Genomic DNA, 17,335 nt, shown 5'->3' on the forward strand with positions numbered 1-17,335 from the left:
GCCGTGCGTCCATTTCGGCCTCGGCCGAACGGCTGATCCTTAGAGTTGAGCCGTGACTATTCGGGTTCTCATCGCCGACGACCAGCAGCTGGTGCGCACCGGCTTCCAAATGATCTTGGACGCTCAACCGGACATGGAGGTCGTGGCCGCCGTGGCCGACGGCGCCGAGGCCGTGGCCGAGGCCAGGCGGCTGCGGCCGGACGTGTGCCTGCTCGACATCAGGATGCCCAAGCTCGACGGACTGGAGGTGACCCGCGTGCTGGCCGGGCCGGGCGTGGAGAACCCGATGCGGGTGGTCATCGTCACCACCTTCGACCTCGACGAGTACGTCTACGGCGCGCTGCGCGCCGGGGCCACCGGCTTCCTGCTCAAGGACAGCGGCCCCACGCTGCTCATCGAGGCGGTCAGGGCCGCCGCAGGGGGCGACGCGCTGGTGTCGCCGTCGGTCACCGTACGGCTGCTGCAGCACCTGACCCAGCCCAGGCGGGCGGCCGAGCCGCCGAACGGCCCGCTGACCGACCGCGAGCTCGACGTCGTGCGCCTGGTGGCCAGGGGACGCACCAACCAGGAGGTGGCCGCCGAGCTGTTCGTGTCGCTGTCGACGGTGAAGACGCACCTGGGCAGCATCCAGGCGAAACTCGGTGTCCGCAATCGGGTGGGAATCGCGGCTTGGGCGTGGGAATCCGGCGTGGTGAGCTGATTAACAGCGGTGCTGACGGGATACAAGTGAGTCAGAACCTCAGCGCATGGCCCGGGGGGAGAACATCGTGCGCTACGCCCAGGCACCGCCAACCAAAGCTGCTTCCGCCGTATATGTGACGCTTGCCGCGCAGGTCCTCTCCCTGGGCGCCCTCGTGGTCTTCGAGCGGTCCCGCGGCCGTCATCTCGCCGTCCAGCTCGCCGCGTTCGGCGGCCGTCCCCACGGGGCGCAGGCGGAGGCGGTCGTGGGGGCGGTGACGACGTTCGCGGTGCTGATGATGCTGGTCGCGGGCACCTCCGTCGCCGCCGGGGCCGCCTACGTGACCTGGCTGGTGCGCGCCCGTCAGGTGAAGGACCGTTCCAGCCCCACCGGGCCGGTCGCGGCCGCCTGGCTGATCCCCGTCGTCAACCTGGTCGCGCCCGCGCTGCTGGTCGACGACATCTGGCGGCGGGCCAAGCCGCCGTCCGGGCGGCGCGGGCGGTGGCTGGTGCTGCTGACGGCGTGGTGGCTGAGCTGGCTGGGCATGCTGACGCTGGTCACGGTCCGCCTCCCGCTGGAGTCCGCCTCCGACGGGCTGACCGGGGTGGGGTTGCTGGAGCTGGGCGGCGCGGTGGTGGCGGCCCTGCTGTGCGCCGCCACCGTCCGCGAGGTCACCCGCGTCCAGCGGCTCGACGTGGCCGGACGGCTGCGCGCGTCGGTCGCCGAGTCCGCGCCCGGCCCTGAGGTCGTGACCCGGCTGACCAGCCGGCCCGCCCAGGGCTCGGCCCCGTTCGGCCACACCGGCTGACGACCGCCGCGCGCCCGGGTACGGGGTCAGGCCGCCGTCGGGCCGGAGCTGCCGGGGCTGGCGTGCCAGAGCTGCCGGGGCGGGGCGGCGATGGCGGGGCCGAGGTCGGAGTAGGGCGAGAGCCGGAAGCCGTTGGCGTACTCGATCCTGCGTCTGCCGACGCCGGGCCGCTCTTCCGGGGCCCGGTCGAGCAGGGCGCGGACGGCCTCCACACCCTCCGCCCGCCACAGCGCGTCCAGGTCGGTCAGGTTCCAGCAGTCGACGGCGCGCATGGAGACCGCGCGGGCCCCCGTACGGCGGACCACTCCCCTGGCCAGCATGAGCCACGAGCCGAACACCGTCGCCGCGCACCTGCCCTGCACCGACTCGAAGAAGGTCAGGTCGACCGGCCCCGTCGAGTCGTCGAGGGTGGTGAAGATGACCCGCTGCCCCGAGCGCACGGCGGGCGTCTGGGTGGCCACCTTCACCCCCGCGACCAGCACCTCCGCGCCGTTGCGCTGGGCCAGCAGGTCCTTGGAGCGCACCACCCCGAGCGCGTCGAGCAGCTCGTCGTGGAAGCTGATGACGTGCCGGCTGACGTCGATGCCGAGGATCTCCAGCTCGGCCTCGACCATCTCCGTCTCCGTCATCTCGGGCAGCTCGCCCGGCGGCAGGTGCTCGCCGAAGCCGAGCGGCAGCTGCGTGGACGGCGGCTCGGCCCGGGGGCGCGGCGGCGCCGCGGTGTAGCGCCTGGACCGGGGCGCGGCCGAGCGCACGCCGATCGACGACGCCCGTTCCAGCGCCCCCACCTGGGCGATCAGGTCGCGCCTGGTCAGCTCGCCCGGACGCCAGCGGGGGCCGCCGGGACGCAGGCCGTGCAGCGCGTCGAGGCCGCCGACCTGGACGATGCGCTCGATGGTCGGCCGCGAGGGCCTGGCCCGGTCCCAGAAGTCGGCCAGCGACGTGTACGGCTGCCCGGCCACCATGCGTTCGACCTCGGCCTCGCTCACCCCCTTGATCGCCGAGAACGGCACCCGCAGCGCGTAACCGCGGCCGATCTCCCCGATCCTGAACTCCTGCCGCACCGGACGCCGCTCCTCCCCCAGCTCCGACGGGCTCACCCGGAGCCGCAGCGGCGGGCGCGGGCCGAGCCGTTCCACCCGCCAGTCCTTGCCGGACCCGTTGACGTCGAGCGGCAGGATCTCGACCCCGCACTGCCGGGCCTCGTCGATGATGACGCGCGGCGGGTACATGCCGGGCTCGTGGGTGAGCACCCCGGCGAAGAACGCCGCCGCGTGGTGCCGCTTGAGCCAGGCCGACTGGTAGGTGGGCAGCGCGAACGCCGCCGCGTGCGCCTTGCAGAACCCGAAGGCGCCGAACGCGTCGAGCACCTTCCAGGCCCGCTCCACCGCCGCGTCGCCGAACCCGTTGGCCCTGGCCAGCGGCACGAACGCCTTGCGCACCCGCTCCCGGCCCTCCGGCGTGCCGAGGGTGCGCCGCAGGGTCTCGGCGAAGGACAGGTCGCGTCCCGTCATCACCGAAATGATCTTCAGCACCTGCTCGTGGAAGACGACCACGCCGTGCGTCTCCTTCAGCGCCTCGCGCAGCCGGGCGTGCGGGTAGTACGGCTGCCGCCACCCGTGCCTGGCCTCCAGGTAGGGGGTGACCATGTCGGAGTTGACCGGCCCCGGCCGGAACAGGGAGATGTCCACGATCAGGTCGTGCATCCGGCGCGGCTCCAGCTTGGCCACCAGCTCCCGCTGGCCCGGCGACTCGATCTGGAAGCAGCCGAGCGTGCGGCTGGCGCAGATCATGTCGTAGGTCTCCTGGTCGTCGTGCGGGACGTACTCGACGCCGGGGTCGTCGCCGGCCTGCTCGTCCAGCCTGACCTCGATGTCGTCCACGCGTTTGATCTCGCTCAGCGTGTACGCCATGGCCGACTGCATCCGCACGCCCAGCACGTCCAGCTTGAGCAGGCCGGCCTCCTCCACGTCGTCCTTGTCGAACTGGGACATCGGGAACTCCAGCAGGCTGCGTTCCACCGGCGTCCTGTCGCGCAGGCCCGAGTTGCCGACCAGCACGCCGCACGGGTGCAGCGCGATGTGCCTGGGCAGGCCGTCGAGCTTCTCGGCCAGCCGGAACACCCGGTCGAGCCCGGCCTCGCCGAGCCGGCTCTCGCGCAGCTCGGGCAGGTCGGCCAGGGACGCGGTGATCTGCCTGGCCCTGATGTGCGGGAACGCCTTGGCGATGGCGTCGATCTCGTGCGGCGGCAGGCCCATCGCGCCGGCGACGTCCCTGATGGCGCTGCGCGCGCGGTAGGTCTCCATCATGGACACGCAGGCCACGCGGGCCTCGCCGTAGCGTTCGAAGATGGCCTTGTAGCAGTCGAGCCGGCGGGCCGACTCCACGTCCACGTCGATGTCGGGCAGGCCGACGCGGCCCTCCGACAGGAAACGCTCCATGAGCAGGCCGTGTTCGAGCGGGTTCACCTCGCCGATGCCGATGAGGTAGTTGACCAGGCTGCCGGCGCCCGAGCCGCGGATGGCGCAGCGGATGTCCATGCCGCGGATCATGTCGGTGATGCCGGCCACGGCGATGAAGTACCCCGACAGGCGCTTGCGCTCGATGACGTCCAGCTCGGCCCGCAGGCGTTCCCTGGCCTCCCCCGAACGGTCGAGGCCGCGCCTGACCAGGCCGTCCTCGACGCGGTTGCGCAGCAGCGGCACCGGGTCGCGGCCGACCTCGGGCAGATTGAGGTCGGGCGGGTCGTTCCTGAGCGCGAGCAGCCGCAGCGGGTCCATCGAGCACGCCTCGGCCAGGCGCCTGGTGGTGAACAGCAGCCGGGCCACCCGCTCCCGGTCGGCGCCGCAGACCTTGGCCGCCACCTGCCACATCTCCTTGGTGCTCTTGAGGTAGGCGTGCGAGGTGGTGCTCTCCAGGTGCCGCGGGTGCAGCGGGACGAGCCGGCGGGCCGCGTCGAGCACGTCGCCGACCTGGTGGTCGGCCGGGTCGAGGTAGCGGACGGCGTTGGTCAGCACGGCCGGCACGCCGGCGGACTCGGCCAGGCCGAGCATGCGGACGGCCGTGGTGGCGTCGCGGAAGCCGTACTGGTCGACCAGTTCGATCACCACGCCGGGGACGGCGGCGCGCCACCGGCCGAGCAGCGTCCTGGCCTGCTCGTCGCGGCGTTCGGCGATCGCGCGGCCGACGTCGGAGCGCGGCCCGAGCAGCACCACGAGCCCGTCCTCGGCGCCGAACCCGTGGTCGCCGCCCGCCGGGCCGGCCCAGGCGCCGACCAGCTCGCGGGTCGCCTTGGGCGCGCCGCGCTCACTGGCGGCGTGCGCGGCGGTGACCAGGCGGCACAGCCGCGACCAGCCGCCGGAGCGCGCGAGCACGGTGATCCGGTCCTCGGCGGCCGGCCCGGTCCTGGGCCGCGGCGCGCGCATGCCGGGCGCCGCCGGGACGGCCGGGACGTCGAGCGCCAGGTTCACGCCGACCACGGGGGCGATCCCGGCGTCGGCGCACGCCTGGACGTGCTTGACCGCGCCGTAGAGCCCGTCGCGGTCGGTCAGCGCGAGGATGTCCATGCCGTGTTCTGCGGCCCGTTCCACCAGGGCGTGCGGGAAGGCGGTGCCGTACCTCATGGAGTAGGCCGAGGCCACGTCGAGGTGCGGGAACGGGGGCGCCATCAGTCCCACGCCCGCAGCAGCAGCCAGCCGTCGCCGGCGGTGTCGTAGCGCAGCTCGTACGAGCCGACCTCGCGTCCCGGGCTCGCCTCCACCCGCCAGAAGCGGCGCTCGCCGGGGTCGCCCTCGCCGGTCTTCCACCACTCGCGCGCCACGACCCAGTGGTCGAGCACGTTGCGGACGAGGTAGAGCCGGTCGCGCCAGACGAACTGGGTCGGCTCGCCGTCTCTGGTCCACACCTCTATCGGATCGCCATAGAGTCTGCTCAAGACGCTTCTCCCCGCGGCTCTGGTTCCTTTGCTGAGCCACCCGGGGGAAGACGGGCGCTTATGTATCGAACATATGTTCTTACGGCCCGAAGCGCAAGTCGCCCGCCCGCCGCGTCAGGGGGTTGGCGCCGATCGAGTTGCGGATGCTGAAGGTGACGCTGCCCGCCCGGTAGCGGTCGTCGGAGGACTCCACCGGGCGGCCCTCGTGCGTGGTGGTGACGCGGCGCTGGCGCAGGAGCGGGCTGCCGCGCCGCACGCCCAGCAGCCGGGCGTCCCCGGCGCCGGCGGGCACGGCGTCGATGAGGTGCTCGCCGTAGGCGAAGATCAGGCCGACGGACTCGTACAGGGCCTCGGTGACGGACGCGCAGTCGGCGGCCAGCGCCTCGACGGCGGGAGCCACCCACTCGGCGTAGACGGTCCGCTCGACCAGGACCGGCTCGCCCTCCAGCGAGCGCAGGCGCAGCACCTCCAGCACCTCGTCCCCGCCGAACCTGGCCGACTCGGGCGCGGTGGCGGCCCGGCGGCGCTGGGAGATCACCTGGCCGCCGATGCGGTAGCCGTTGGCCCTGGCCCACTGGGCGAAGCTGTGCAGCTCGGCGAAGCTCTGGCTGCGCGCGTTGCCGAGCACGATGCGCCTGGCGCCCTGCCTCGATCCCACCAGCCCCTCGGCGACCAGCACGGCCACCGCCTGCCGCACGGTCCCGCGCGCCGCCCGGTGCCGGGTGGCCAGCTCGGCCTCGCTCGGAAGCTGGGAGCCGACCGGGTACGCGCCCGCCAGGATGTCATCACGCAGCTCAGCGGCTATCCGTTCATAGCGCGCAACCATTCGCGACCTTCTCCATTCACGAAAGAGCAATGTTTATGCGACTTACTGGTGCTCGCTTGTTTGTACAAGTTCCCCTAAGTTCTTTCCACACCCCCCGGAGAGTGGAGGCGACGTGTTCACACCTCGCGCCCGTGCGGCCGGCGTCATCGCGGCCCTTACCGTTGTCACCGCGGCGTGTGGCGCCGCCCCGAGCAGCCAGCAGACCACCAAGACGGCCGAAGGCGGGGCGAACGCGGCGACCGCCGCCTCCGCCGCCGACTTCGGCGGCTTCGACAAGCTCGTCGAGGCCGCCAAGAAGGAGGGCAACCTCCACGTCATCGCGCTGCCGCCCGACTGGGCCAACTACGGCGAGATCATCAAGTCGTTCGAGGCCAAGTACGGCATCAAGATCGAGAGCGAGACGCCCGACGCGGCCAGCGCGGACGAGATCAACGCCGTCAAGACCCGCAAGGGCCAGGACCGCGCGCCCGACGTGCTCGACCTCGGCCAGTCGTTCGCGATCAGCGGCGCCGAGGAAGGGCTGTTCGCGCCGTACAAGGTGCAGTCGTTCGACAAGATCCCCGAGGGGCAGAAGGAGCCGACCGGGCTCTGGACCAACGACTACGGCGGCTACGTCTCGATCGGCTGCGACGCCAAGAAGATCGCCAACTGCCCGACCAGCTACGCCGACCTGCTCAAGCCCGAGTACAAGGGCAAGGTCGCGATGAACGGCAACCCCACCAAGTCCGGCTCGGCCTTCGCCGGCGTGTACGCCGCCGCGATCGCCAGCGGCGGCTCCTTCGACGACATCCAGCCCGGCATCGACTTCTTCAAGAAGCTCAAGGACGCCGGCAACTACAACCCGGTCGAGACGACCCCGGCGACCATCGAGAAGGGCGAGACCCAGATCAGCATCGACTGGGACTACAACAACGCCGCCTACGCCCCCCAGATGGCCGCCAAGGGCCTCGACTGGAAGGTGAACGTGCCGACCGACGGCAAGTACTTCCAGATGTACGCCCAGGCGATCAACAAGGACGCCCCGCACCCGGCGGCGGCCAGGCTGTGGCAGGAGTACCTCTACAGCGCCGAGGGCCAGAACCTCTACCTCAAGGGCTTCGCCCGTCCGGTGCTGCTGCCGTCCATGACCTCCGACGGCACGGTGGACAAGGCGCTGGCCGCGAAGCTGCCCCAGGTCGAGGGCACGCCCGAGTTCCCCACGCCCGAGCAGGTCGACGCGGCCAAGGCCAAGCTGGCCAGCGGCTGGGACGCCGCGATCTCGGGATGACCCGCCCGCGTTCCAGGGGCTGGGCCGGCGCCCTGCCCCTGCTGGCCTTCTTCGCCCTCGTCTTCGGGGTCCCGGCGGTCGCGCTGGTCGCGGGGGCCTTCACCGTCCAGGGACGGCCGAGCCTGGCCAACCTCGCGCAGAGCCTCCAGGGCGGCTACCTGGTCGCCATGGCCGGGAGCGTCAAGCTGTCGGCCGTGGTGGCGCTGGCCGGGGCCGTCCTCGGCACGTTCCTCGCCTACGCCGTGGTGACCTCGCGCTTCACGCTGCTGCGCGAGGCCGTGCTGACCGCCTCGGGCGTGCTGGCCAACTTCGGCGGGGTGCCCCTGGCGTTCTTCTGGATCGCCACGCTGGGCAACTCGGGCGTGATCAGCGGCCTGGTGGGGCTGCCCTCGGGGTCGTTGTACACGTTCTGGGGGCTGGTGATCGTCTACCTGTACTTCGCGATCCCGCTGATGGTGCTGGTCATGGCGCCCGCGCTGGACGGGCTGAGGCCCCAGTGGCGCGAGGCCGCCGCCAACAGCGGCGCGACCGCCTGGCACTACTGGCGTCTCGTCGCGCTGCCGGTGCTCGCGCCCGCGATGCTGGGCGGGGTGGTGCTGCTGTTCGGATCGGCGTTCTCGGCGTACGCGACCGCCAACGCCATGGTGGGCACCGTCGTGCCGCTGGTCACCCTGAAGATCGCCAGCGCGCTGACCGGTGACGTGCTGGTCGGCTACGAGAACATCGCGCTGGCGCTCAGCCTGGACATGATCGTGGTGGCCGGGCTGGTGATGGCGATCTACCTGCCGCTGCAGAGGAGGAGCTCCCGATGGCTGCGCTGACCGGGCTGGAGCCCGTCGCCGCGGCGGCGGCGAAGGCGCCCGCCCGGCCCCGCTGGTGGCGCGGCCTGGTGTTCGCCCTGGCCGCGGCCTACTTCCTGATCCCGCTCGGCGCCTCGCTCTGGTACACGGTGCACAACCCGGCCACCGGGGTCTCGTTCTCCGCCTACGGCGAGCTGCTGACGGCCGAGGGCTTCGCGCGCTCGCTGCTGCTGTCGCTGTCGCTGGCCGCCGCGACGATCGTGCTGGTCCTGCTGCTGGCGCTGCCGGCCATGCTGGCCGTACGGCTGTTCGCGCCGCGGCTGCGGCCGGTGATGGAGGTGCTGTGCACGCTGCCGCTGGTGGTGCCGCCGATCACGTTCGTGGCCGGGCTGACGACCTCGTTGCGTGACGGGGCCGACATCCTGGCGCCGACGCCGTTCTGGGGCACGCTGATCGCGATCCAGGACCCGGGGTTCCCCGTCGTGCTCGTGCTCGCGTACGTCGTGCTGGTGCTGCCGTTCGTCTACCGCTCGCTGGACGCCGGGCTGCGCACCATGGACGTGCGCACGCTGGTCGAGGCCGCCCGGAACCTGGGCGCGTCCTGGCCGCACGTGCTGCTGCGGGTCGTGGTGCCGAACCTGCGCTCGGCCCTGGCCAGCGCGTCGTTCCTGACGCTCGCGCTGGTGCTGGGCGAGTACACGGTGGCCAGCCTGCTCGGCTACGAGCCGTTCGCGGTCTGGATCGTGACCGTCTCCGGCTCCAAGGGGCAGTTGTCCGTCGCGGTCTCCATCCTCAGCCTGCTGCTCATCTGGGCGTTGCTGCTCGCCGTCTCCACCGTCTTCAGTGGAAGGAAGAAATCATGACCGCTGCGGTGGAGTTCCGCGGGCTGCGCCGGGTGTTCGGCAGGACGGTCGCGCTCGACGGGTTCGACCTGACCATCGCCCCCGGCGAGTTCGTCGCCCTGCTGGGGCCGTCGGGCTGCGGCAAGACGACGGCGCTGCGCTGCGTGGCCGGGTTCGAGCGGCCCGACTCCGGCGCGGTGCTGCTGGACGGAAAGGACATCACGAACGTGCCCGCCAACAAGCGCGACGCCGGGATGGTCTTCCAGTCCTACTCGCTCTTCCCCAACCTCAACGCCCGCGACAACGTGGCCTTCGGCCTGCGCGTCCGCAAGGCGCCCGCGGCCGTCCGGCACGCCAGGGCCGCCGAGCTGCTCGAACTCGTCGGCCTCCCCACCCACGCCGACCGTTTCCCGCACCAGCTCTCCGGCGGCCAGCAGCAGCGCGTCGCCCTGGCCCGCGCGCTCGCGCTGGAACCGCGCGTGCTGCTGCTGGACGAGCCGCTGTCGGCGCTCGACGCCAAGGTGCGGGTGACGTTGCGCGAGGAGATCCGCCGGTTGCAGCTCGACCTCGGCATCACCACCGTCTTCGTCACCCACGACCAGGAGGAGGCCCTGTCGATCGCCGACCGGGTCGCAGTGCTGCGCGAGGGACGGCTGGAGCAGTGCGGGCCGCCCGCCGAGGTCTACGACCGGCCGGCCACGCCGTTCGTCGCCGAGTTCGTCGGGGCCATGAACCACCTGGCCGGGCGGCTGTCCGGGGACGGCGTCACCGTGCTCGGCCAGCTCCTCCCCGTGGACGGCCCGGCGCCCGCCGAGCCCGACGTGGATGTGCTGATCCGGCCCGAGGCCGTCCGGGTCACGCCCGACCCGGAGGGCGGCGCCGAGGTGCTGGCCGCGTCCTTCCGGGGCGCCTCGGTGCGGCTGCGGCTGTCGCTGGAGGGCGGCGAGGTGCTGGCCGACGTGCCGGGGCACGAGGCGGCCCGGCTGGGGGCGGGGGCCCGCGTCACGGTCCGGCTGGTGGAGCGTCCGGTGCTGGTGGCCGCCCGTACGGTGACGGCGCCCGCGCCGGTGTTGTCGGCCGATGCCTGACAGGCCCGCCGACGCGGCCCTGTCCTCTGCGGACGGCACGCCGGACGCGGCCCTGTCCTGTGTGAACGGCACGCCGGACGCGGTTCTGTTCGACATGGACGGCACGCTGGTGGACACCGAAGGGCTCTGGTGGCAGGCCGCGGCGTCGGTGGCCCGGTCGCTGGGCCGGGCGCTGACGGCCGCCGACGCGCCGCACGTGACGGGCCGCACGGTGGGCGACACGGCCGCGTACCTGGTGGACGGGGTCAGTGGAGCGAGCGGCGGGACGAGCGCGGAAGGGGTGGCGGGCGCGCTCACCGAGGCGTTCGCCGAGCGGGTCAGGACCGGGCTGACGGTCGTGCCGGGGGCGCCGGAGCTGCTGGCCGAGCTGGCCGCGGCGGGCGTCCCGACCGCTCTGGTGACCGCCTCCCCCCGCAGCATCGCGGAGCTCGTGCTGCCCCGGCTCGGGCACGCGTTCGACCTGGTGATCGCCGACGAGGACACCGTCCGGGGCAAGCCGCACCCGGACCCGTACCTGGAGGCGGCCCGCAGGCTGCGGGTGGCCCCGGCGCGGTGCGTGGCCGTCGAGGACAGCCCGGCGGGCGTGGCCGCGGCCACCGCCGCGGGCTGCCGCGTGCTGGTGGTGGACCCCGCACACGGGCTGGGCCGGGTGCGGGCCGGGCTGCGCGGCGCTCCCCCGCACGGGGGATGAGCCCGCCTCCCGCAGGGGAGGGACGGGCCCGCGGGCGTCGGCAGGATGTCGTGCATGACCCCGCACGTGAAGATTGTCAGGACGCCCGCCGTCGCGCTCGCGCTGGTCGTCCTCTACGGCGGCCTGCGCGTCTACTGGGAGCTCGGCCACATGCCCGAGCGGATGTCGCCGATCGGGTCGGACCTGATCGTGTTCACCGGCTGGGCCGCGGTGGGCCTGTGCGCGGCGGCCGCGGCGGCGCTGGTCGGCCTGATGGCCGCGCGCCCGGACGGCCCGCTGGGATGGGCGCCGCCGGCGCTGGCGTGGGCGGTGGGCGGCGCGCTCAACGTGTCGGGGGCGCTGCTGCTGCTCGACGTGGTGTCCGCGGTCGTCCCGGGGCTCGGCATGCCGTTCTCGTGGGCGGGGGCGCTCAGCAAGGCGGCCTGCGTGGGCTCGGGGGTGCTGCTCTGGCGGTCCGCCGCGGCCTACCGGCGGCGGGCCGCGGGGGCCTGCGCGGCGTGCGGGCGGCGTTCGTCCCGGGTGCTCGCGCGTACGCCGGGGTGGGCCTTCGCCGCGGCCTACGTCTCCGTGGCCGGCTGCCTGGCGCGGATCGCGGCGCAGGCGGCCGTCGGGTTCGACGTCGTGCCGTACCGGGCCGGGGCGGTGGCGTTCGAGATCGAGTTCCTGCTCGCCGGGACGTTGCTGCCGCTGGCGCTCGTCCACCGGTTCGGGCGGGTGTGGCCGGGATGGGTGCCGTGGCTGGCCGGGCGTCCGGTGCCGCGCCGGCTGGTGTTGTGGCCCGGGGTGGGGGTGTCCGGCGGGCTGCTGGCCTACTTCGGGGTGGCGCTCGGGCAGATGGCCGCCGAACGGCTCAGCGGGGGCGTGCCGTTCTCCGGCGGCGATCTGCCCGAGGCGTTCTTCTGGGTGGCCGTGCCCGGGTACGTGGTGTGGGGCGCCGGGATGGCCGGGGCGGCCTGGTCGTACGCGCGGCGTACGCGCGGCGCGTGCGCGTCCTGCGGGCGATAGCCGCCAATCGGTAAGCTGGGCCGCCGTGAGCGGTGAAATATCCCAGATCGGGCGCTACCGGCTGCTGAGCGTGCTCGGGCGGGGTGGCATGGGCACGGTCCACCTCGCCGAGGATCCCGCCGGGCAGCAGGTCGCCATCAAGGTGATCAATCCGGAGCTCAGTCAGCACGAGCAGTTCCGGATGCGCTTCCGCCGGGAGGCCGACGCCGCTCGCCGCGTCCGCAGGTTCTGCACCGCCGCGGTGCTCGAGGCCGCGCTCGACGGCGACCTGCTCTACGTGGTCACCGAGTACGTGCCCGGCCCCAACCTGGAGGAGGCCGTCCGCCGGTCGGGACCGCTGCGCGGGTCCAGCCTCGACGCGCTGGCGGTCAGCGTGGCCACCGCGCTCACCGCCATCCACGGCGCCGCGGTGGTCCACCGCGACCTCAAGCCGTCGAACGTGCTGCTGTCCCCCGTCGGGCCGCGCGTGATCGACTTCGGCATCGCGCGGGCGCTCGACACGCTGGGCGGCGTCACCGGCACCGGCGAGCTGGTCGGCACGCCCCGGTACATGGCCCCCGAGGTGCTGCGTGGCGAGCCGGTCTCGCCCGCCTGCGACGTGTTCTCGTGGGGCTGCCTGATCGCGTTCGCGGCGAGCGGGCGGGCGCCGTTCGGCGGCGACACGCTGCCCTCCATCGTCTACCAGGTGCTCAACGCCGAGCCCCGCCTCGACGACGTCGATCCCGGCCTGCGCGAGCTGGTCGGGGCCGCGCTGCGCAAGGACCCGGCCGCGCGGCCCACCGCTCAGCAGCTCCTCGACCACCTCGTGGGCCGCTCGGCGGCGCCCGAGCAGGCGGCGCACACCGTGCAGGTGGCCTGGCAGCACGCCACCACGCCGTTCACCGATGTCGCGCCCACGGCAGCCGGCACAGCGGCCCACACGGCGGCCCACACGGCGGCCCACACGGCGGCCGGCACGGCGGCGAAGCGGCGCGGCAGGCTGATCGGGATCGGCGCGGCCGCCGCGGCGGTGCTGGTGGCCGGCGCGGCGACGGCCTGGGCGGTGCTCACCCCGGGCGGGCCGCCCGACGACCTGGGCGTCCTGTACCGGGAGGACTTCACGCAGACCTCCGGCGGCTGGCCGGGCACGTACGACCCCGACGCCACGGGCAGCAAGGGCTACCGCGCGGACGGCACGTACGGGCTCGACGTGGAGGACGGCCGCGAGGAACAGCGGGCCAAGGCCCCCATCCCCTTCCTCGTCGCCACGCCCACGACCACCCCCGACCCCTCGGCCACGCCCACGCCGATGTTGCCGTCGTCGGTGGTCGTCGGCGTCACCGCCGAGGTCGGGGAGTACGCGGGCAACGGCGAGTACGGCCTGTACTGCCACAACTCCGACGACGACGACACCTACTACGAGTTCGGCCTCGACACCGAGGGGAACGCCCGGATCCGCCGCGTGTACGACGGCGCGGGCGGCACGCTGACCCAGCCCGCCAAGGTGGCCAAGCCGGAGGGCCGGATGCGCATCGTGGCCTCGTGCGAGCAGCGCGGCGCCGGGGTGCGGCTGACGATGTGGGTGAACGACAAGCGGGTGCAGCAGGCCGACGACCCCAACGGGCTCGGCAACGGGTACGTCGGGCTGTTCGCGCGTACGCCCAAGGACACCCAGTCGCTGCTGAAGATGACGTTCGACGACTTCGAGCTGCGGGGGCAGAAGGAGCCCTAGACCGGCGGGCCCGCGTTCCCGGCGGTCATCGGGGTAGGGGATGTGCATGGCGAAGCTCATGGACCGGGTGCGCGCGTACCTGCGCAGCCCTGAAGGCAGGCAGACCGTCGAGAAGGCCAAGCGCATGGCCAGAGACCCGCAGAACCAGGAGAAGGCCCGGCGTTTCCTCGACCGGTTCCGCACCCGGCGCCCCTGACCAGCCCTGCGGCCGCCCCTTCCAGGCGGCCGCCCCCGTCGGGCCCCTTTTCCAGGTGCTGCTCTGATCGGGGGCTCAGAGGATTCCGGCGCGGGCGGCGGCCAGGGCGGCGTCGGCGGCGCGGTCGGCGTCCCGCTCGCTCACCGGCTCGTGCGCGACGAACAGCCGGTAGTAGACCGGGGCGACGGCCACCCTGATCACCTCCCGGACGTCGACGACGTCGGGCAGCTCGCCGCGGGCGATCGCGCGCCGCACCACCTCGGCCGACTGGTCGTGCCGGGCGGCGAAGAACTCGTGCAGGGCCCGCGCCGCCTCCGGGCTCTGGACGGCCGCCGCCACGAACGCCGACGACACCGGCCCCAGCTCCGGGTCGGCGAACCCGCCGCGCACGAGCTGGACGACCGCCCGCAGGTCGCCCTCGACGCTGCCGGTGTCGGGGATCGGCCACGGCTCGTCCCTGGCCAGCTCCAGGGCGTCGGAGATGAGGCCCTCCACGTTGCCCCACCGCCGGTAGACGGTGGTCTTGTGCACGCCTGACCGCTCGGCCACGTTCTCGACCGTCAGGCCGCGGAATCCATGGGCCGCCAGCTCGGCCAGGGTCGCCTGGCGCACGGCGTCGCGAACTCGCGCGCTGCGCCCTCCCGGACGTCTGCCAGTTTCCAAAAACTACTCCAGTTGCGTTTGCGGCTTCACTTGTGTCAGACTAACGCTACAACAGTTGCGATTGGAGTTCCATCCTGATCAACGTTCGAAGGCTCGGCAAGTCGTACGGCGACCGCGTCGTGCTCACCGATGTGTCCCTGTCCGTGGGTCCCGGCGAGCGCTTGGCCGTCGTCGGCGAGAACGGCTCCGGCAAGTCCACCCTGCTCCGCCTGCTGGCGGGCGTCGAACAGCCCGACGACGGCGAGATCACCATCACCGGCGGCGTCCCGGGCGAGGCCACCGGCGGCGTGACCGCCGGCGGCATCGGCGTCACCGGCGATGTCTGCGATGTCGGTCACCTCGGCCAGACGCTCGGCCTGCCGCCCGGTCACACCGTCCAACAGGCGGTCGACCACGCGCTGGCCGGCCTGCGGGCCATGGAGCGAAGGCTGCGCGAGCTGGAGTCGGCGCTCACCGACGACGTCATGGGCGAATACGGCGAGCTGCTGACCGCCTACGAGGCCCGCGGCGGCTACGCGGCCGACGCGCGCGTCGACAAGGCCCTCCACGGCCTCGGCCTGGCGCACGTCGCCCGCGACCGGGTGCTGTCGAGCCTGTCGGGCGGCGAGCGCGCCCGGCTGGGTCTGGCCTGCGTGCTGGCCGCCGACCCCGCCACGCTGCTGCTCGACGAGCCGACCAACCACCTCGACGAGCCGGCGCTGACCTGGCTCGAAGAGCGGCTGCGCGGTCACCGGGGGCCGGTGGTCGTGGTCTCCCACGACCGGGTCTTCCTCGACCGGGTGGCCACCGCCGTCCTGGAGGTCGAGGAGGGGGCCGTCACCCGGTTCGGCGGCGGGTACAGCGGCTACCTGGCCGCCAAGGCGGCGGCGCGGGCTCGGTGGGAGCAGGCGTACGCGGCCTGGCGCGAGGAGGTCCGGCAGGTGCGTGAGCACGCCGCCACCACCGCCCACCGCGTGGCGGCCGGGCGGGCCATGAAGGACAACAACAAGATGGCCTACGACCGCAACGCGGGCCGCGTCCAGAGCTCGGTGGCCACCCGCGTGCGCAACGCCCACGAGCGGCTGCGCCGCCTGGAGGAGGACCCCGTCCCCCGCCCGCCGGCCCCGCTCCGCTTCCGGGCCGCCTTCCGCGCTCCCGCTCCGACGGGCAACGGCCCGGCGGGCGCCAATCCGACGGGCGGCGATCCGGCGGGCGGTGGTCCGGCGGGCGGTGGTCCGGCGGGCGGTGGTCCGGCGGGCGCCAATCCAACGGGCGGCGATCCGGCGGGCGGCGGGCCGGTCACGCCCGCGCCTCTGGTGGAGCTGCGTGACGTGCACGTCGGCGACCGGCTCCACGTCGAGTCGCTGACCGTCCGGCCGGGCGAGCGGGTGCTGGTGAGCGGGCCCAACGGGGCGGGCAAGTCCACCTTGCTGCGGGTGCTGGCCGAGCGCGCCGAGTGCCGGGCCGGCCACCTCGCCCAGGACGACGACCTCGACCCCGGCCTGCCCGTGCTTGCCGCGTTCGGGCACGACGGCTACGCCGACGAGCGGCGCGCGGCCCTGCTGGACACCGGCCTCTTCCCCGCGCACGCGCTCGACCGGCGGGTGGGCGAGCTCTCGGTCGGCCAGCGGCGCCGGCTGTCGCTGGCCAGGCTGCTCATCGGGGAGCACGACCTGCTGCTGCTCGACGAGCCGACCAACCATCTGTCGCCCGTCCTGGCCGACGAGCTCGACCACGCGCTCGCCGCCTACCAGGGGGCGGTGGTCATGGTCACGCACGACCGGGCGCTGAGGCGCCGCTTCACGGGCACCGAGATCCGACTGACAGGGGGACACCTATGTTGACCATGATTTCCGCAGGCTCGCCCTACGGCGTGGCCACCGCCACCGACGGCGCGCTGTGGTTCACGCTCGTCCATCAGGGCCGTGTCGGCAGGCTGGTGCCGGGGCAAGAACCGGTGATCCACCAGCTCGACCCGGCCGACGGGCAGCCCGGCGTGATCGTGCCCGGCCACGACGGCGCGGTGTGGTTCACCGAGGGCAAGGGCGGCCGGGTCTGCCGCATCACCGGCGACGGCCAGGTCACCGCGTACCCGGCCGACTCGCCGTACGGGATCGTCGCCGGGCCGGACGGGGCGATGTGGTTCACCCAGATGGGCAGCGGGCGCATCGGGCGCATCGGCGCCGACGGCGCGCGCTCCGACTTCGACGTGCCGGTGGAGGGCGGCATGCCCGCCTTCATCACGGTGGGCGGCGACGACGCGCTCTGGTTCTCGATCAACCAGGGTCACGCCGTCGGCCGGATCTCGATGTCCGGGGAGGTCACCGTGCATCCGCTGCCCACCGAGGGGGCCGGCCCCGTGGGCATCACGCTCGGGCCCGACGGGGCGGTGTGGTTCGTGGAGATCGGCGCGGGGCAGGTGGGCCGGATCGATCCGGCCGGCAAGATCACCGAGTTCCCGCTGCCCGATCGGGCCTGCCGTCCGCACGCCATCGTGGCCGGTCCCGACGGCGCGCTCTGGTTCACCGAGTGGGCCGCCGGGCGTCTCGGCCGCATCACGGTCGACGGCGCGATCGAGGAGCACCCGCTGCCCTCGGTGCCGCTGCCGCCGTCCTCGGTGCCGCCGTCCGCGACCGCCGGGCAGGACGAGCCGGAGGCCGCCGAGCAGGGCGAGCCGGAGGCCGCTGGGCAGGGCGAGCCGGGCGCCGCCGGAGGCAGCGAGCCGCACGGGCTGACGGTCGGGCCCGACGGCGCGATCTGGGTGGCCCTCGAAGCCGGCGCCCTGGCCCGCATCATCCCCGCCTCAACCACACCCAACCAGTGACGGCCGCGCCCAGCCGGTGGTG

Annotated in this window: 16 protein-coding genes; 12 read left to right on the forward strand and 4 right to left on the reverse strand. The window is 73.6% G+C overall.

All coding sequences use genetic code 11. The features are described from left to right. The first annotated feature begins 52 nt into the window (after positions 1-52). Both AB0J71_RS13945 and AB0J71_RS13950 read left to right on the forward strand, forming a co-directional pair. Positions 53-700: a response regulator transcription factor gene (locus AB0J71_RS13945; RefSeq protein WP_352323489.1), complete on the forward strand. Its 648-nt coding sequence runs from the start codon at positions 53-55 to the stop codon at positions 698-700. Positions 701-815: 115 nt separating this feature from the next. Then, positions 816-1,487 (forward strand): DUF4328 domain-containing protein, encoded by a 672-nt coding sequence (locus tag AB0J71_RS13950; RefSeq protein WP_364414337.1) that lies wholly within the window; start codon positions 816-818, stop codon positions 1,485-1,487. Between the two features lie 26 nt (positions 1,488-1,513). On the opposite strand, the gene dnaE is transcribed toward AB0J71_RS13950, so the two are convergent. The 3 genes from dnaE to AB0J71_RS13965 form a co-directional block, all read right to left on the reverse strand. Next, the gene (dnaE, locus tag AB0J71_RS13955; protein WP_364414339.1) at positions 1,514-5,155 is read right to left on the reverse strand and encodes a DNA polymerase III subunit alpha; all 3,642 of its coding nucleotides are present in this window, start codon (positions 5,153-5,155) and stop codon (positions 1,514-1,516) included. Continuing rightward, complete coding sequence (locus AB0J71_RS13960) at positions 5,155-5,421, reverse strand: DUF6504 family protein (RefSeq protein WP_352323492.1); 267 nt, start codon at positions 5,419-5,421, stop codon at positions 5,155-5,157. Before AB0J71_RS13960 ends, dnaE begins: the two co-directional genes overlap by 1 nt. Before the next feature lie 79 nt (positions 5,422-5,500). Further along, the gene (locus AB0J71_RS13965; protein ID WP_352323493.1) at positions 5,501-6,247 is read right to left on the reverse strand and encodes a GntR family transcriptional regulator; all 747 of its coding nucleotides are present in this window, start codon (positions 6,245-6,247) and stop codon (positions 5,501-5,503) included. A 112-nt stretch (positions 6,248-6,359) separates the two neighbouring features. On the opposite strand from AB0J71_RS13965, the gene AB0J71_RS13970 reads away from it, so the two are divergent. Genes AB0J71_RS13970 through AB0J71_RS14005 form a run of 8 tightly spaced genes read left to right on the forward strand, consistent with a single transcriptional unit; the run spans position 6,360 to position 13,847 of the window. Next, the gene (locus tag AB0J71_RS13970) at positions 6,360-7,514 is read left to right on the forward strand and encodes an ABC transporter substrate-binding protein (RefSeq protein ID WP_364414341.1); all 1,155 of its coding nucleotides are present in this window, start codon (positions 6,360-6,362) and stop codon (positions 7,512-7,514) included. Next, a complete protein-coding gene (locus tag AB0J71_RS13975) occupies positions 7,511-8,335 on the forward strand; it encodes an ABC transporter permease subunit (RefSeq protein ID WP_352323495.1) in 825 nt (274 codons plus the stop codon). Before AB0J71_RS13970 ends, AB0J71_RS13975 begins: the two co-directional genes overlap by 4 nt. Further along, complete coding sequence (locus AB0J71_RS13980) at positions 8,323-9,177, forward strand: ABC transporter permease subunit (protein WP_352323496.1); 855 nt, start codon at positions 8,323-8,325, stop codon at positions 9,175-9,177. The genes AB0J71_RS13975 and AB0J71_RS13980 overlap by 13 nt, the downstream gene beginning before the upstream one ends. Beyond that, entirely contained in the window at positions 9,174-10,244 is a 1,071-nt protein-coding gene (locus tag AB0J71_RS13985; protein ID WP_352323497.1) for an ABC transporter ATP-binding protein, read from the forward strand. Before AB0J71_RS13980 ends, AB0J71_RS13985 begins: the two co-directional genes overlap by 4 nt. Beyond that, entirely contained in the window at positions 10,237-10,935 is a 699-nt protein-coding gene (locus AB0J71_RS13990) for an HAD family phosphatase (protein ID WP_364414343.1), read from the forward strand. The genes AB0J71_RS13985 and AB0J71_RS13990 overlap by 8 nt, the downstream gene beginning before the upstream one ends. Positions 10,936-10,989: 54 nt before the next feature. After that, positions 10,990-11,940, forward strand: coding sequence for a hypothetical protein (locus tag AB0J71_RS13995; RefSeq protein ID WP_364414345.1), 951 nt, complete (start codon positions 10,990-10,992; stop codon positions 11,938-11,940). Positions 11,941-11,965: 25 nt separating this feature from the next. Beyond that, complete coding sequence (locus AB0J71_RS14000) at positions 11,966-13,651, forward strand: serine/threonine-protein kinase (RefSeq protein WP_364414347.1); 1,686 nt, start codon at positions 11,966-11,968, stop codon at positions 13,649-13,651. Positions 13,652-13,697: 46 nt separating this feature from the next. Further along, a complete protein-coding gene (locus AB0J71_RS14005) occupies positions 13,698-13,847 on the forward strand; it encodes a hypothetical protein (RefSeq protein ID WP_352323501.1) in 150 nt (49 codons plus the stop codon). A gap of 75 nt (positions 13,848-13,922) precedes the next feature. Here AB0J71_RS14005 and AB0J71_RS14010 read toward each other — a convergent pair whose 3' ends face one another. Continuing rightward, a complete protein-coding gene (locus AB0J71_RS14010; protein ID WP_352323502.1) occupies positions 13,923-14,459 on the reverse strand; it encodes a TetR/AcrR family transcriptional regulator in 537 nt (178 codons plus the stop codon). A 170-nt stretch (positions 14,460-14,629) separates the two neighbouring features. On the opposite strand from AB0J71_RS14010, the gene AB0J71_RS14015 reads away from it, so the two are divergent. Together AB0J71_RS14015 and AB0J71_RS14020 are read left to right on the forward strand one after the other, a co-directional pair. Next, on the forward strand, positions 14,630-16,333 hold the full coding sequence (locus AB0J71_RS14015) for an ABC-F family ATP-binding cassette domain-containing protein (protein WP_364414349.1): 1,704 nt from the start codon (positions 14,630-14,632) through the stop codon (positions 16,331-16,333). Then, entirely contained in the window at positions 16,327-17,313 is a 987-nt protein-coding gene (locus tag AB0J71_RS14020) for a virginiamycin B lyase (protein ID WP_364414351.1), read from the forward strand. Before AB0J71_RS14015 ends, AB0J71_RS14020 begins: the two co-directional genes overlap by 7 nt. The last annotated feature ends 22 nt before the right edge of the window (positions 17,314-17,335 follow it).

This window comes from Nonomuraea sp. NPDC049637, from assembly GCF_040675235.1.
GTDB lineage: Bacteria > Actinomycetota > Actinomycetes > Streptosporangiales > Streptosporangiaceae > Nonomuraea.